Origin of the sequence: Streptomyces violens (assembly GCF_000717745.1) — a bacterium.
Classification (GTDB): Bacteria; Actinomycetota; Actinomycetes; order Streptomycetales; family Streptomycetaceae; genus Streptomyces; species Streptomyces violens.
The window spans coordinates 24,443-39,043 of sequence record NZ_JOBH01000013.1 but is presented as its reverse complement, the minus strand read 5'-3'; the positions used below and the strand labels follow the sequence as shown (position 1 = coordinate 39,043).

The window sequence follows — 14,601 nt, the reverse complement described above, 5'->3', positions numbered from 1 at the left end:
CACAGAACCGTTCATGACACGGCCTCCGTCAGCGGGCGGTCGACCGGGACTACATCGGTCACCGTCACGTCCGACGGCCGCAGGTCGGCAGGCGTCGGCATCACGCTCCCCGGCAACTGCACCGCAGCCGCGCCGTGCGCCACCGCCTCGGCCAGCGCACGGATCCCCGTACCACCGGCCGCGAGGAACCCCGCCAGCGAGGCGTCCCCCGCACCGACATTGCTGCGCACGACATCCACCTCGGCGCAGCCGTAATACGCCCCGGTCGCGTCGACCAGCAGCTGCCCGTCCGCGCCGAGTGAGGCCAATACCGCCCGCGCGCCGAGCGTCCGCAGCTCCTCCGCGGCCTTCACCGCGTCGCCGATCGTGGCGAGCGGCCGACCGACGGCCTGCGCCAGCTCCTCGGCGTTGGGCTTGACCACGTCGGGGCGCTCGCGCAGTGCCGCGGTGAGCGACGGGCCCGAGGTGTCCAGGGCGATCCGGGCCCCGGCCCGATGCGCGCGGGCGACCAGATCGGCGTACCACTCGGGCGCCAGCCCGCGCGGCAGGCTGCCGCAGCAGGCGATCCAGGCGGCGCCCGCCGAGCGCTCCCGTACGGTCTCCAGCAGCGCTTCGGACTCGGCCGCCGACAGCTCGGGGCCGGACGCGTTGATCTTCGTAAGGGTGCCGTCGGGCTCGGCGACCGCGATGTTGGAGCGGGTGGCCCCGGCGACCGGGACCGGCGCGACCTCTATCCCCTCGGCCACCAGCAGGTTCGCGAGCGCCTGTCCGGCCGGGCCGCCGACCGGCAGCACGGCGAGCGTCTCGTGCCCGGCGGCCGCGACCGCCCGGGAGACGTTGACGCCCTTGCCGCCGGGGTCGACCCGGTCGGCGCCGGCCCGCAGCACGGCGCCGCGCTCCAGAGCGGGCACCTCGTACGTGCGGTCCAGGCTGGGGTTGGGGGTGACGGTGAGGATCATGCGCGTACTACTTCCGTGCCCGCGCGCTCGATGGCGAGGGCGTTCTCGGGGCTGAGCCCGGTGTCGGTGATCAGGACGTCGACGTCGGAGAGGTCGCCGAAGCGGGCGAAGTGCTGCTGCCCGAACTTCGAGGAGTCGGCGATCAGCACGACCCGCCGGGCGGCGGCGATCACCGCCCGCTTGACGGCGGCCTCGGCGAGGTCGGGCGTGGTCAGGCCGCCTTCCAGCGAGAAGCCGTTCGTCGCGAGGAAGAGGACGTCGGCGTTGATCTCGCGGTAGGCGCGCAGCGCCCAGTCGTCCACGGCGGCCCGCGTACGGTGCCGGATGCGGCCGCCGACGAGGTGCAGGGTGAGCCCGGGGTGGTCGGCGAGGCGGGCGGCGACCGGGAGGCCGTGGGTCACGACGGTGACGTCGGACTCCAGCGGGAACTCGGCGGCCAGCCGGGCCGCGGTGGTGCCCGCGTCCAGGATCACGCTGCCGTCGTCGGGCAGCTCGGCGAGCGCGGCGCGCGCTATGCGGTCCTTCTCGTCGGCCGCGACGGTGTCCCGCTCGGCGAGGTCCGGTTCGAAGTCCAGCCGGCCCGCTGGTATGGCCCCGCCGTGCACCCGCCGGACCAGTCCGGCGCGGTCCAGCGCCTTCAGGTCGCGCCGCACGGTCTCGGCGGTGACCTGGAATTCCTCGGCGAGGGAGAGGACGTCGACCCGCCCGCTGTCCCGGGCGAGGCGCAGGATCTCCTGCTGTCGTTCCGCTGCGTACATGCGACCTGGGTCCGTTCCGTTCCTGTCCGTACGATGCCCGAACGTGTGGTTTCACCAGCAGGCTACGCCCGGATTTCTGCAAAGTAAACAGACTCGGGCAATGGGCAGACACAAACGGGCATCCCATCCAAGGGATCTACAAGGCCCACCGCGCATGGACAGCAAAGAGCCCCGGCACTCGGGGGAGGGTGCCGGGGCTCGTACTGGGGGGACCCGCTGCGGGCGAGGTCCCGTTATGGGGTGAAGAAGCGTTTACGCCGCGGCGTCGAAGCCCGTGTCGTGCGCCATGCGCTTCAGCTCCAGCAGCGCGTGCTTCTCTATCTGGCGGATCCGCTCACGGGTCAGGCCGTGCTGCTTGCCGACCTCGGTCAGGGTCCGCTCGCGGCCGTCCTCGATGCCGTACCGCGCCTTGATGATCGAGGCGGTGCGGCCGTCGAGACGGTCGATCAGGTCCTCCAGCTCCTCGCTGCGCAGCAGCGTGAGCACGGACTGCTCGGGCGACGCCGCGGAGGTGTCCTCCAGCAGGTCACCGAACTGCGTCTCGCCCTCGTCGTCCACGGACATGTTCAGGCTGACGGGGTCGCGGGCCCAGTCCAGGACGTCGCTGATCCGCTCGGGCTTGGCGCCCAGCTCGGCGGCGATCTCCGCGTGCTCCGGGTCGCGGCCGTGCTCGCGGTTGAACTCGCGCTGCACACGGCGGATCCGGCCCAGCTCCTCGACCAGGTGGACGGGCAGCCGGATCGTACGGGACTGGTCGGCTATGGACCGCGTGATCGCCTGGCGGATCCACCACGTCGCGTACGTGGAGAACTTGAAGCCCTTGGCGTAGTCGAACTTCTCGACCGCGCGCACCAGGCCGGCGTTCCCCTCCTGGATCAGGTCCAGCAGCGGCAGGCCGCTCCGCGGATAGCGGCGGGCGACCGCTACGACCAGGCGGAGGTTGGAACGGATGAAGACGTCCTTGGCCTTCTCGGCCTCGTCGGCCAGCGCCTGCAGCTCCTCGGGCGTCGCGCCGGCGGCGTTGCCGTCGGTCACCTCGCCGTCCAGGATCTGCCGGGCATAGACACCCGCCTCGATGGTCTGCGACAGCTCGACCTCCTTCGCGGCGTCGAGCAGTGGCGTGCGCGCGATCTCGTCGAGGTACATGCCGACCAGGTCGCGGTCGGCGATCTCCCCGCCTACGGCGCGAACGCTGTTTGCCGTCTCAGCACCGCTCGTGGTGGGCTGACGACGGGCGACGGCACGGGTTGCCATGCGTGTGCTCCCTCTGCGATGAGTCGGTCGCGGGATGGTGGCGGCCGGGACACCTGATCCCTGCGGTCTGCCGGGGCCCGGGTGCCCCCGTCTGAAGGAAACAACGGCTGGAAACCGGACAGAATTCCCATGGCGACCCGTCGTTTTTCTGATCATGCAGTACCCTGCGTCCCCACCGAGGGAGGCCACATGCCGCTGGAGTGCAGGGAAGTGCAGGTCAGGCCGGGCATCGAGGCCGATCTGGCGGCCCTCACGGAGCTTTACAACCACTACGTCCGTGAGACAGCGATCACATTCGACACCGAGCCCTTCACCCCCGAAGAGCGGCGCCCCTGGCTCCTCTCCCACCCCGAAGACGGCCCGCACCGCCTTCTGGTTGCCCGGGAGAACGCGGGCGCGCGGCAGGGGCGCCTCCTCGGGTACGCCACCACCAGCCCCTTCCGCCCCAAGCCCGCGTACCGCACGTCCGTGGAGACGACGGTCTACCTCGCGCCCGAAGCGACCGGCCGCGGCGTCGGCACCCTGCTCTACAAGGCGCTCTTCGAGGCCCTGGAGGGCAAGGACGTGCACCGCGCGTACGCGGGCATCGCGCTGCCCAACCCCGGCTCGGCCGCCCTGCACGCCCGCTTCGGCTTCCGGCACGTCGGTACGTTCGCGGAGGTCGGCCGCAAATTCGGCCGCTACTGGGACGTGGCCTGGTACGAGAAGGAGCTGGGCTCCGGGTACGAGAACGATCCCGGCTCCGGTTGACGGCGGCCGCGCCCGGGTGTCGCCTGGAGGGAGGGCGAGAGAGAGGAGCCGTCATGCAGACGCACGCTCGCACCCGCTCCACGGCCACCACGGCCGCGGCGCCCCGCCACCACGTGGCCGTCACGACCGGTGTTCCCGTCGCGGGCGGCATCGCCTACGGCATCTACGCGGGACTGCTCGACCACAGCACCGGCTCGTCCAGCGTCCACGCCTTCGTGCTCGGCCTGATCGCCACCGCGGTGACCGTGGTCCTCGGGCTGGCCCTGATGCACAGCCAGTCCCGCATGATCACCGAGGTCCGCGCCCTCTCGTACGGCGTGATGTTCGGCGCCACGATGGGCTTCCTCTACAGCCTCGCCGGGACCTCGACGGTGCTGAAGGCGTCGGGCATGGGCGCCCTGTTCGGCGTGATCATGCTGGTCGTGGCCCTGTACCTCTTCCGTACACACGGCACTCCGGGGGCGCGACGGTAGCCCCCACCGCGTGCGCCCCGCCGACCGCCGTCAGTCGACGGTCGGCGGGGCGTTCTCAGTCGACGGTCGGCGGGGCGTCGTCGTTGCCGCGCCGTACGGTGCGCACGGCACGCCCCGGGCGCCAGGTCACCAGCACGATGTGCGGGTCCTCGACGTACGTCCGCACCACCTCGGTCAGCTCCGCCCGGAAGAGGTGGAACGGCAGCGGCGCCCCGGCCTCGTCCGCGTACCGCGCGAGCACGTCCGCCTCGGTGACCTCCATGGCGCGCCCCGCGATCCGTACGTCCCCGTCCGCCATGCCGTCACCGGCACCCGGATTGGCGTGCAGCGCGAACCGGGGATCGCGCCGCAGGTCCAGCGCCTTCCGCGACCCGGGCATCATGCCGAGCCACAGCTCCCCGCCCCGGAAGTCGGCCTCCAGGCCGCTCAGCCGCGGCGAACCGTCCGCGCGCAGCGTCGCCAGCACATGGTGCCGGTACGCGCCGAACCGCCGCTCCACCCACCCCGCGAGCGCGGGCTCCGCCGCGGAGAACTCCGACCAGCCCGCTGCCTTCGTGTGCGTCGTCGCCACCGTGTTCGTCATGGCCTCAGACTGACGGGGATACCCGACACCTTCCGTCAGGCTTTACGAACAGTCTCAGGAAGGTCCCGCGTCCGCCGAGATCCAGTGCTCCGGGGTGAGCAGGACTGCGACCATCTCGTCGCCGTCCCCGGAGAGCGCCTGTCGTACGTACTCCGCCACGCCCTCCGGCGGCACGTACCGCCCGGCCACCTCCTCGACGTCCTCGACGGTGACCGGGACCAGCTTCGCCGGCCCCTCCGCCATGACGTACCGGTACGTCGGCGAGGTGCGCTGCACGACCAGCGAGAACCGCCCCGCCGCCTCGATGCGCCGCGCCTTGCGGGACGTACGGCCGGTGAAGACCAGGAAGCCGCCGCCGGGGCGGTAGCTGTACCAGATCGGCACCGCCAGGGGAGCGCGTCCGCTCCCCGAATCCACGGCCAGCACGGCTACGTGCGGCTCGGCGAGCAACTGGTCACGTTCTTCCACGGTGAGCGGCATCGCTGCGCCTCCTGGGCGTCGAGTGCGTGACACCTCCACAACGAAGGGCAGCCGCAGGGCATTCCGGCGTGGGCACGGGCATAACGGCCGTCCACTTCGTTGTTAAATCTTCAAGAACGCCACGGGCAATGAGACAGTGGATGGTATGAGCAACGACATGGCCGGTGAGCCGCGCTGGCTCAGCGACGAGGAGCAGTACGCCTGGCAGTCGTACCTGCACGCCACCACGCTTCTGGAAGACCACCTCGACCGGCAGCTGCAGCGCGATGCCGGCATGCCGCACATCTACTACGGCCTGCTCGTCCAGCTCTCCCAGGCGCCGCGGCGGCGGCTGCGGATGACCGAGCTGGCCCAGAACGCCAAGATCACCCGGTCCCGGCTCTCGCACGCGATCGCGCGCCTGGAGAAGAACGGCTGGGTCCGCCGCGAGGACTGCCCCTCCGACAAGCGCGGCCAGAACGCCGTGCTCACGGACGAGGGCATGAAGGTCCTGGAGGAGTCCGCGCCGGGCCACGTCGCGACCGTACGGGCCGCGCTGTTCGACCGGCTGTCCCCGGAGCAGGTACGCCAACTCGCCGAGATCTGCCGGTCGGTGGCGGACGGCCTGCAGCCGCAGGGCGCCGATCTGCCCTGGCTGCGCTGAGCACCGCGTAGCGGGCGGCAGAGCGCACGCGGAGCACGCGGAAGGGGCGCCCCTCGGGAGCGCCCCTTCTTCACGTCTGCGTCAGTGCGCCATCACCGGTACCGGCACGTCCTCGGCCGCGCCCGTACCGTCCGCCGAGCTCGCCACCGGCGTACCGGCACCGGGCCGCCCCGTGGTGACGAAGACGAACGCGATCGCCGCCGCGAGGAGCAGGATGCCCGCCGCCCACCAGATGGCGGTCGTGTAGCCGTGCACCATCGACTGCAGCTTGAGGACGTCGGCGGAGCGTGCACCGGCCGCGTGCGCCGTCGCGTACGCCGCGGTCGCGCCGGCCGCGATGGTGTTCAGCAGCGCCGTACCGATCGCGCCGCCCACCTGCTGCGAGGTGTTGACCATCGCCGACGCCACACCGGCGTCCTGCGGCTGCACCCCGTGCGTGGCCAGCGACATGGCCGGCATGAAGGCCGTGCCCATACCGAGGCCGAGCAGCAGGAACGAGGGCAGGATCAGCGCCGGGTAGGACGTGTCCAGGTCGATCCGGGTCAGCGACAGCATGCCGATCGCGGCCAGCAGGAAGCCGGGGGCCATCAGGAGCCGCGGCCGGACCCGGGTCATCAGCCGGGCACCGATCTGCGTCGAGCCGGTGATCATGCCCGCGATCATCGGAAGGAAGGCCAGACCGGTCGCGACCGGCGTGTACCCCTTCACGATCTGCAAGTAGTAGGTCAGGAAGAGGAAGAGACCGAACATGCCGATCACGGCGAGGCCGAGCGAGGCGTAGACGCCACCGCGGTTGCGGTCGGTGACCACGCGCAGCGGCAGCAGCGGCGCCTTCACCCGCGACTCCACGACCACGAAGGCCAGCAGCAGCACGACGGCCGCCACGAAGAGGCCGATGGTCGGGGTGGCACTCCAGCCGTCGGACTCAGCACGCGTGAACGCGTACACCAGCGAGACCAGTCCGGCCGTGGCGAGGAGGACGCCGGGCACGTCGAGGCGGGAGGAGTTACGGCCTTCCGCGGGCTCCCGGATGACCAGCAGCGCGCCGGCCGCCGCGACCACGGCGAAGGGGATGTTCACGAAGAAGGTCCAGCGCCAGTCCAGGTACTCGGTCAGCACGCCGCCGAGGATCAGCCCGACGGCGCCGCCGCCACCGGCGATGGCACCGAAGATGCCGAACGCCTTGGCACGTTCGCGCGCCTCGGTGAAGGTCACCGCGAGCAGCGAGAGCGCGGCCGGGGCGAGCAGCGCGCCGAACACGCCCTGCAGCGCGCGGGCGCCGAGCAGCATCCCGGCGCTGCCCGCGGCACCGCCGAGCGCGGAGGCGAGGGCGAAGCCGATCAGGCCGATGACGAAGGTGCGCCGACGGCCCCAGAGGTCGGCGACGCGGCCCCCGAAGAGCAGCAGCCCGCCGAAGGCGAGGGCGTACGCGGTGATGACCCACTGCCGGTTCCCGTCGGAGATCCCGAGGTCCGCTTGGGCGGAGGGCAGCGCGATGTTCACGATCGTCGCGTCGAGCACGACCATGAGCTGGGCGAGGGCGATGAATATGAGCGCTTTCCAGCGTCTCGGGTCGACATTTGGGATGTTCTTGACTGTTTCAGGCATGAGCGGGCCCACCTAGTGATGCGGAGAGAAAAAGATCCGGGGACGGTTACGGAGTACGGAGTGCGGAGTGCGGATTACGAGTTACGCGTTACGCAGTACGAGGTGCGGGTCGGCGGCCGCGCCGGGCGGCACGCAGAGGGTCACCGACCTTGCCGGAGGTCCTCCAACGTGGCCGCACACCCCGGGAGTTCGGAGCGCGCGGGCGCCATCAGGCCGTCCAGGAACAGCTGGAGATGGCGGTGCACGAAGCGGTCGAAGTCGACGCAGCCGGACCCTGGCAGCGGCCGCGTGAGCTGGGTGATCGCGACCATCAGGTCACCGACGGCGATGTCGGTGCGCAGTCGGCCGCTCTCGCGCGCGGCACCCATGAGGGCCTCGACGGCCCGCTCCAGGCGGTCCCGCGCGGCGAGCAGGTCGGGGTGGTCCTTGTCGACGCCGTCGGAGAGGAGCGGACAGAGCGCTCCGATGCGCTCCTCGACGGCGGCGTGCACGAAGACCCGGAGCGCCTGGAACGCGTCGCCCTCCGCCGCGAGCGCGCGCTCCGCACGGTCCGCCGTGCGGTCCATGACGGAGAGCGTGACGTGGTGGATCAGGTCGGCGCGGTCCGGGAAGTGCCGGTAGAGGGTGGCGTTGCCGACGCCGGCCCGGCGGGCGACCTCGTCGAGCGGGACAGCGGCCCCGTGCTCGACCATGATCTCGCGAGCGGCCGCGACGATCCGCTCCCGGTTGCGCTGCGCATCGGCCCGCAGTCGGGGCTGGGCCGCCTTGGCGGCGGGGGTCGGGGTGACGGTCACGTCGGCTCACTCCCTCCGGGTGCTTGCGGAGCTCTTACGGCCTCTTGCGGCCTGTCTTACGGGTACTTCCTGGCCTGCGGGGCGAAACCGGGGAGCGGGTCCCCGTTTCGCTCGGACGCCTGGTTAAACGGGGACCCGCTCCCCGGTTATTTCCCTCACCCCTTGTGACCTGCGTCACTCACCCTCGCCCCCGCGAAATCCACCCCCGTCACCGGATGACGTAACCCGACGGGCAGGCCGCCGCCCGCCGTCCCAGGGTGAGCACATGAGGCAGATACCGTCCGCCCTGCTCGCGACCACGGCGCTGGCGGCCACGCTGGCCGTACCGGCGCTCAACACCGCCGCGCCCCGCCCCGCCGGCACCGCCCGGCACGGCGACAGCCGGCCTGCCACCTCCCCGCCCCCGGACACCCGGGACCGGACGGACGCCCCCGCTCCCCACCCGACGGGCACGAAGGCGGGGACACCCGCGCACGAGACGTCTTCCTCAGCGCCTCCCCCGCACTCCCCCGCGAGCTCGCCGACGCGCTCCCCTCGCGCCCCCTCCGCGGCCCTCCCCTCCGGCCCCTGCGCCCTCCCCGGCGCTTTCCCCGGCACCCTCACCGGCGTATCGGAGGCGGCCGCGACTCCCCGCGGCTTCACGCGCGCCACCGGCCGCGTACGGGCCCTCACGGTGCTCATCGACTTCCCCGACGTACGCGCCGGAATAAGCCCCCGCGCCCGCTACGGCGAGTTCTTCCCGGCCGTCCCGCGCTTCTTCCGCCAGAGCTCCTACGGCAAGCTCGACTACCGCTCGACACCCGTCCTGAAGTGGATACGGATGTCCCGCCCGCTGGCCTCGTACGACATCGGGCGCGGCACCTCCTTCAACCCCGCCTCGAAGAACGGCTATTACGCGGTGGCGAAGGAGATCGTGCGCGCCGTCGACCGCAACGTGGACTTCCGCGCCTACGACCTGGTCAACGTCCTGGTCACACCGAACGCCGGCCCGCCCGCGACCCGGAACGTCTGGTCCGTCACCTTCAGCGGCGGCCCGCTGGGCCTGCGGACGGGCGACGGTACGCAGCTCAAGAACATCTCGTTCATCTGGAGCCGGCAGACCGGCCCGAGCGCCTACCGCGTCCTCAACCACGAGAACGCCCACTCCTTCGGCCTGCCGGACCTGTACTTCACCGACGGGCGCGCCGATCCGCACCCGGTGGGCCACTGGGACCCCATGGACGTCGACTGGGGCCCGGAGAACGACTTCCTGGGCTGGCACAAGTGGAAGCTCGGCTGGCTGGCCCCGGATCAGGTGGACTGCGTACGCAGCCCCGGCTCGGTCACCACGCACCGGCTCACCCCGGCCGCCGTACCCGGCGGCAAAAAGATTGCGGTCGTCCCGGTCTCCCGGTACCGCGCGTACGTCGTGGAGGCCCGCCGCACCGGCCCGCTCGACCCGACCGCGTGCCGCCCGGGCGTCCTGATCTACCGCGTCTCCACCGACACCCCTTCGGGCAGGGGCCCGGTACGCGTCTCCGACGCCACCCCGAAGAGCGCCGGCTGCTACCGCAAGGACCCGAACGTCCGCGCGGGCCTGACCGACGCCACGTACCGCCCCGGCCAGACCTTCCGCGCGGCCGGCATCACGGTCTCGGTCCAGGAGCCCCCCTCCTCGGACACCTTCCGAGTACGCATCACGACACCGAAACGGGACTGAGGGCACTGAGGGCGCCAGGAGACTTCATTCGCTCGCCGTCGTCCCTCAATCCGTCCAGTGCAACCGCCCCAAACTAATGAGCCGGAGTTGCCTGCGGGCTCGCTCAGCGATCCGGTCACAAGCCACCGCGTCATCATCATCCGCGGCATCCAGGATCGCCGACGCGGTCATCACCAGATGATCGACGTACATCTCGGCGAGCATGAGCACGTCGTCGTCGCTCCAGGCGTCCGACACCGGCTGCTCCCGGAGCCCCGCCGCCACCTCCGCGGCGAACCGCGCCAGTTCGGCGGCTATCGCCTTCCGCACGGCGCGCACGCCCCCGTGCCGCTCCCGCGCGATGAACCGGACGTGCGCCGGGTTCTCCCGTACGTACTGCTCGACGACCGCGACCGTACGGTCGATGCGCTCCTCGGCACCGGGCTGCTCGGCAAGGATCGCGCGGATCACGACGTGCAGGCTGCCGAGCGACTCCTCGACCAGCGCGACGCCCAGGTCGGGGATGTCCCGGAAGTGCCGGTAGAACGCCGCCGGCGCCACCCCCACCATCCGCGTCACCTCGCGCAGCCCGAGGCTGCTCAGGCTCTGCTCCGCCAGCAGCCGCAGCCCGGCATCGAGGAGCGCCTGCCGGGTCTTCTGCTTCTGGGCCTGCCGGACGCCGATGGTGTGACTCATGCCATTCAGTAAACATCCGTTCTCCGACACGATCCACCCCGGGGTCGCGCTAGACTCGTAAGTCAGTGAACAACTGTCACACCAACTGTTCACCTAACCGTCGATCAAGGCCACTCACCTCACCCGGAAGGGCCAGAAATGATCTTCCTCGTCGCAGCCTTGCTCCTCCTGGGAGTCCTGCTGGGCACCGCGGCACACCTCCCGCTCGACGCGACACTGACCGCGGCCGCCGCGATCGCCGTCTGGCTGCTGATCTTCGCCATCCGCGAGTACCGCACGAAGGGGGCCCGTCGATGACCACGCTCACCCACCGCACGTACGAGACCGAGACCACCTCGCGTACTGAGAGCCGCCGCAAGGGAAACCAGGCCGACGGCATGGCCGTGGCCTCCTTCGTCCTGGGCCTGGTGGGCCTGCTCGTCATGAACGTCATCCTGGGCCCGCTCTCGCTGACCCTGGGGGCCCTCGCCCTCTTCCGAGGCACCGACCGCCGCGGCCGCGCCCTCCTCGGCATGACCCTGGGCCTCGCCGACCTCGTCGTCCTGGCCGCCCTGGTCACCGCCGACGGCACCATCAGCTGGAACTTCCCCACCTGAGCCACCGACCACAAGGCTTGATCACCCAGTGGCGAGACCGGGCACGACCCCATCCGCTACCCTGTTCACGGCCGGCCGATGGTGCACGCACCGCCCACCCACCCGGGCACCGCACCACCGCTGACCGCCCCGCCTCCGTAGCTCAGGGGATAGAGCACCGCTCTCCTAAAGCGGGTGTCGCAGGTTCGAATCCTGCCGGGGGCACGCGAAGAAAGGCCAGTTCAGAGGTGTTCAACCTCTGAACTGGCCTTTGTTGTCTAGCCTGGGCGGGTCGGCAGTCGTTGGGTTACGAGTGCGTTTGGGATGGAGTTGTCCATGACCACAGCACGGGATCTGGTGATCATTGCCCTGGATGTGCCGGCCAGTCGTCCGCTGCAGCAAGGTGAGCTGTCGCTGGCGCTGGCGGGGGCCGAGTTGATCGATCTGCTGGCCGCCCAGGCCGTCGCGCTGGACGGTGAGGACATCGTGCCGGGGTATCGGCCGGCGATAGAGGACCGGCTGTTGGACGATGCCGCGGCGGCGCTTGTTCGGGAGATGCCCTACGAATCGGTCGAGGAGTGGCTGTGGCGGCGGGGCCGAGGGCTGTACTCGACGTATCTGGCCGCGCTTGAGGCGGAAGGGCAGGTCGCCCGGCAGCGGCGCCGTTGGACGCTCGCCGGGGCCGGTCAGGCGGTGCCGGTCGATTCGCCCGAGCGCCGCCGGGCGGCGGACCGGTGGGCATCGAGTGAGCCCACCCTCGCGGCTCTCGCCTCGGCCGTCGGAATCGGCGAGGACAAGGGTGGGGACTCGACGAGCGCGGGCGGCGGTGCGGGCGATGAGGCGGTGGTGACCGTGCTGGCCGTCGTCGATGACGCGTTGCGGGAGTTGGAGGCCGTGCGGCAGCGGCGGGCCATCGAGGACGCCGCCTTCGACAATGTCTGGCGCGGGATCTGACGGGACCACCGCCGACAGTGCGTTGGCCGTCCCGGGGGAGGGAATGGCGCGGCGGAACGTTTTATCAAGTTCCTTGTGCCCATGTGAAGTTGAGGGACGGAACTGTGTGATGAGCGCGGTGGCGCGGGAGTTCTTACGCCGCTTCAGTGATCTTGGGGTGGTGGGGCGGGCCGCGGGGGGATTTGCGCGGGTGGGCGCGCTTAGCTGGGATGCGTGCCATACGAACTTTTCACGCGCCAGCGCTCGTTCGACGGACCCTGTACGACGACCACGGACGGGGGGCGTACGTGTCCGCGCTGAGCAGTATGGCCGCCGCCGCGCCCCGGAGCACGCCTGCCGCCGACGCGGCCCTGTTCGGGTGGGCGCGGGAGCTCGTCACTCCCGCGCTGCGCCGGGTCGTCGAGGAACTGCCCGCGCCGCAGCGGGAGGTCGCCGGGTATCACCGCGGCTGGAACGGCGCCGACGGGAGCGCCGCCGCCGAGCCGGCCACGGAGCGCGGCGGGAAAGCCGTACGCCCGGCCCTGGTCTTCCTGTCCGCGCTGGCCGTCGGCGCGCCCGCCGACAGCGTGGTCCCGGGGGCCGTCGCGGTCGAACTCGTACACGACTTCTCACTGCTGCACGACGACGTCATCGACGCGGACCCGCTGCGCCGCCACCGGCCCGCCGTGTGGCGGCAGTACGGCACGCCGGCCGCGGTGCTGACCGGTGATGCCCTGCTCATCAGCGCCCTGGCCGTACTGGCCGCCGACTCCACCCCGCACGCCGCGGCGGCCACCAAGGAACTCTCGTGCACGCTGGACCACTTGCTGCGCGGCCAGAGCCAGGACGTGGCCTTCGAGAGCACGCCCCGGGTGCGCGCGGAGGAGTACCTCGAAATGGCGGCCGGGAAGACGGGCGCACTGATGGGCTGCGCGTGCGCACTCGGGGCGCTGCTGGCCGGCGCGTCCGAGGCGCGCACCGCCGGGCTGCGGGACTTCGGCCGGCACCTGGGCATCGCCTTCCAGTGCGTGGACGACCTGCTGGGCATCTGGGGCACCACGCTGCGCAGCGGAAAGCCGGTGGGCGCGGACGTCGCGGCCCGGAAGAAGTCGCTGCCGGTGGTCGTCGCACTCGCCGACACGGGGCCCGCCGGGCGGCGGCTGGCGGAGCTGTACGACCGTACGGAGCCGCTGTCGGCCGCGGACATCGTGACGGCCACCGAGCTGATCGAAGAGGCCGGCGGGCGCGAGGCGACCGCGGTGGAGGCCAGGCGGCAGGTGGGCGCCGCGATGCGGGCGCTGGCCCGCGCGGAGCCCGTACCGTCGGTGTACCGGCAATTGCACGATCTCGCGATGCTGATGACGCGGCGGGATCACTGATGGCCGACCGGGTAACTCATGGGCGGCCGGCCGAGTAACCGAAATTTGGTGACGTGCGCGATCGATACGGTCGGGGACGTAACCCATTAAGGCCCGCAGCCGTTTCTTCCAGTGGCGATTGCGCTTTCTTGGCGGATATTGCGGGACCCAGCCGGGGGCGGCGGATTTTTGGAACAGAGACAGCACACCCTTCACGCGAAAAAGGCGTCGGCCGACGGGCCTCCGGCGATCAGTGTGTACGGCCTCCGGGTCGCGCGCGGGGACCGGGCCCTGCTCGACGACATCAGTTTCGCCGCGCCCCGCGGTGCGATCGTCGGCCTGCTCGGCCCCAGCGGCTGCGGAAAGACCACGCTGCTCCGGTCCGTCGTCGGAATTCAGGCCTGCGCGGCGGGACATGTCCAGGTACTCGGCCATCCGGCCGGTGCCGCGGCCCTGGAGACGCGCGTCGGGTATGTCACCCAGGCGCCGTCCGTCTACACCGACCTGACGGTTCTCGAGAACCTGCGGTACTTCTCGGCCGCGTTGGGGCTGCGGGGCTGGCGCCGGGAGAACGCCGTGGTGCGGGTGGTGAAGGAGGTCGACCTGGCGGACTGGGCCGACCAGCCGGTCGGCCGGCTGTCGGGCGGCCAGTACTCGCGCGTCTCGCTGGCCGTCGCGCTGCTCGGCTCGCCGGAGCTGCTGGTCATGGACGAGCCGACGGTGGGCCTCGATCCGCTCATCCGGCAGGAACTGTGGGCCGTCTTCCGGCGGCTGGCCAACGAGGGCACCACCCTGCTCGTCTCCAGTCACGTCATGGACGAGGCCGACCGCTGCGACCGACTGCTGCTCATGCGCGACGGCCGGCTGCTGGCCTCCTGCGAGCGGTCGGAACTGCTGGCACACACGGGCTGCGCGAGCGTGGAGGGCGCGTTCATGCGGCTGGTGCGGCCGGAGGGGGCTGGGGCGCCGGCCGGTTCCGATTCCGTACCGGTCCGCCTCGATTCCGTACCGGATCCCACGGACTCCGTACCGACGCCATCGCACCCCGAGAGGGCCCCC

At 71.4% G+C, this 14,601-nt stretch carries 16 protein-coding genes, 1 tRNA gene and 1 pseudogene; 10 read left to right on the top strand and 8 right to left on the bottom strand.

Annotated features, from left to right (window positions below; all coding sequences use genetic code 11):
• Positions 1-11: 11 nt before the first annotated feature.
• From pfkB to IF04_RS0124600, 3 genes are all read right to left on the bottom strand, one after another.
• Complete coding sequence (pfkB, locus tag IF04_RS0124610) at positions 12-959, bottom strand: 1-phosphofructokinase (RefSeq protein ID WP_030261868.1); 948 nt, start codon at positions 957-959, stop codon at positions 12-14.
• A complete protein-coding gene (locus IF04_RS0124605; RefSeq protein ID WP_030261865.1) occupies positions 956-1,717 on the bottom strand; it encodes a DeoR/GlpR family DNA-binding transcription regulator in 762 nt (253 codons plus the stop codon). The genes pfkB and IF04_RS0124605 overlap by 4 nt, the downstream gene beginning before the upstream one ends.
• 252 nt (positions 1,718-1,969) lie before the next feature.
• A complete protein-coding gene (locus tag IF04_RS0124600) occupies positions 1,970-2,971 on the bottom strand; it encodes a sigma-70 family RNA polymerase sigma factor (RefSeq protein ID WP_030261862.1) in 1,002 nt (333 codons plus the stop codon).
• A gap of 189 nt (positions 2,972-3,160) precedes the next feature.
• Between IF04_RS0124600 and IF04_RS0124595 the strand changes: the two genes are divergently transcribed.
• Together IF04_RS0124595 and IF04_RS0124590 are read left to right on the top strand one after the other, a co-directional pair.
• Positions 3,161-3,721, top strand: a complete 561-nt coding sequence (locus tag IF04_RS0124595) for a GNAT family N-acetyltransferase (protein ID WP_030261859.1) — start codon at positions 3,161-3,163, stop codon at positions 3,719-3,721.
• Between the two features lie 53 nt (positions 3,722-3,774).
• Positions 3,775-4,194, top strand: coding sequence for a hypothetical protein (locus IF04_RS0124590; RefSeq protein ID WP_030261857.1), 420 nt, complete (start codon positions 3,775-3,777; stop codon positions 4,192-4,194).
• A gap of 55 nt (positions 4,195-4,249) precedes the next feature.
• On the opposite strand, the gene IF04_RS0124585 is transcribed toward IF04_RS0124590, so the two are convergent.
• Entirely contained in the window at positions 4,250-4,777 is a 528-nt protein-coding gene (locus tag IF04_RS0124585) for a pyridoxamine 5'-phosphate oxidase family protein (protein WP_051831534.1), read from the bottom strand.
• Positions 4,778-4,831: 54 nt separating this feature from the next.
• Complete coding sequence (locus IF04_RS0124580) at positions 4,832-5,257, bottom strand: pyridoxamine 5'-phosphate oxidase family protein (protein ID WP_030261853.1); 426 nt, start codon at positions 5,255-5,257, stop codon at positions 4,832-4,834.
• Positions 5,258-5,402: 145 nt separating this feature from the next.
• On the opposite strand from IF04_RS0124580, the gene IF04_RS0124575 reads away from it, so the two are divergent.
• Positions 5,403-5,900 (top strand): MarR family winged helix-turn-helix transcriptional regulator, encoded by a 498-nt coding sequence (locus IF04_RS0124575; protein WP_030261852.1) that lies wholly within the window; start codon positions 5,403-5,405, stop codon positions 5,898-5,900.
• A gap of 81 nt (positions 5,901-5,981) precedes the next feature.
• Here the strand turns inward: IF04_RS0124575 and IF04_RS0124570 are convergent, their stop codons facing one another.
• Both IF04_RS0124570 and IF04_RS0124565 read right to left on the bottom strand, forming a co-directional pair.
• On the bottom strand, positions 5,982-7,508 hold the full coding sequence (locus IF04_RS0124570) for an MFS transporter (RefSeq protein ID WP_030261851.1): 1,527 nt from the start codon (positions 7,506-7,508) through the stop codon (positions 5,982-5,984).
• Between the two features lie 140 nt (positions 7,509-7,648).
• Positions 7,649-8,302: a TetR/AcrR family transcriptional regulator gene (locus tag IF04_RS0124565; protein WP_030261849.1), complete on the bottom strand. Its 654-nt coding sequence runs from the start codon at positions 8,300-8,302 to the stop codon at positions 7,649-7,651.
• A 265-nt stretch (positions 8,303-8,567) separates the two neighbouring features.
• Here IF04_RS0124565 and IF04_RS0124560 point away from each other — a divergent pair, with 265 nt between their 5' ends.
• Positions 8,568-10,001: a M6 family metalloprotease domain-containing protein gene (locus IF04_RS0124560; protein WP_106975663.1), complete on the top strand. Its 1,434-nt coding sequence runs from the start codon at positions 8,568-8,570 to the stop codon at positions 9,999-10,001.
• A 45-nt stretch (positions 10,002-10,046) separates the two neighbouring features.
• Here the strand turns inward: IF04_RS0124560 and IF04_RS0124555 are convergent, their stop codons facing one another.
• Positions 10,047-10,676: a TetR family transcriptional regulator gene (locus IF04_RS0124555; RefSeq protein ID WP_030261844.1), complete on the bottom strand. Its 630-nt coding sequence runs from the start codon at positions 10,674-10,676 to the stop codon at positions 10,047-10,049.
• A 138-nt stretch (positions 10,677-10,814) separates the two neighbouring features.
• On the opposite strand from IF04_RS0124555, the gene IF04_RS39145 reads away from it, so the two are divergent.
• From IF04_RS39145 to IF04_RS0124525, 6 genes and pseudogenes are all read left to right on the top strand, one after another.
• Positions 10,815-10,973, top strand: coding sequence for a hypothetical protein (locus IF04_RS39145; protein ID WP_169746153.1), 159 nt, complete (start codon positions 10,815-10,817; stop codon positions 10,971-10,973).
• Complete coding sequence (locus IF04_RS0124545) at positions 10,970-11,272, top strand: hypothetical protein (protein ID WP_030261842.1); 303 nt, start codon at positions 10,970-10,972, stop codon at positions 11,270-11,272. Before IF04_RS39145 ends, IF04_RS0124545 begins: the two co-directional genes overlap by 4 nt.
• 131 nt (positions 11,273-11,403) lie before the next feature.
• Positions 11,404-11,476, top strand: a tRNA-Arg gene (locus IF04_RS0124540).
• Between the two features lie 111 nt (positions 11,477-11,587).
• Positions 11,588-12,205 carry a GOLPH3/VPS74 family protein gene (locus IF04_RS0124535; protein ID WP_030261839.1) on the top strand — a complete coding sequence of 206 codons (618 nt, stop codon included), beginning with the start codon at positions 11,588-11,590 and terminating at the stop codon, positions 12,203-12,205.
• A gap of 287 nt (positions 12,206-12,492) precedes the next feature.
• Positions 12,493-13,563, top strand: coding sequence for a polyprenyl synthetase family protein (locus IF04_RS0124530; protein WP_245654498.1), 1,071 nt, complete (start codon positions 12,493-12,495; stop codon positions 13,561-13,563).
• 228 nt (positions 13,564-13,791) lie between these two features.
• Positions 13,792-14,505: pseudogene (locus IF04_RS0124525) on the top strand (ABC transporter ATP-binding protein); the annotation flags it as partial.
• Between the last annotated feature and the right edge of the window lie 96 nt (positions 14,506-14,601).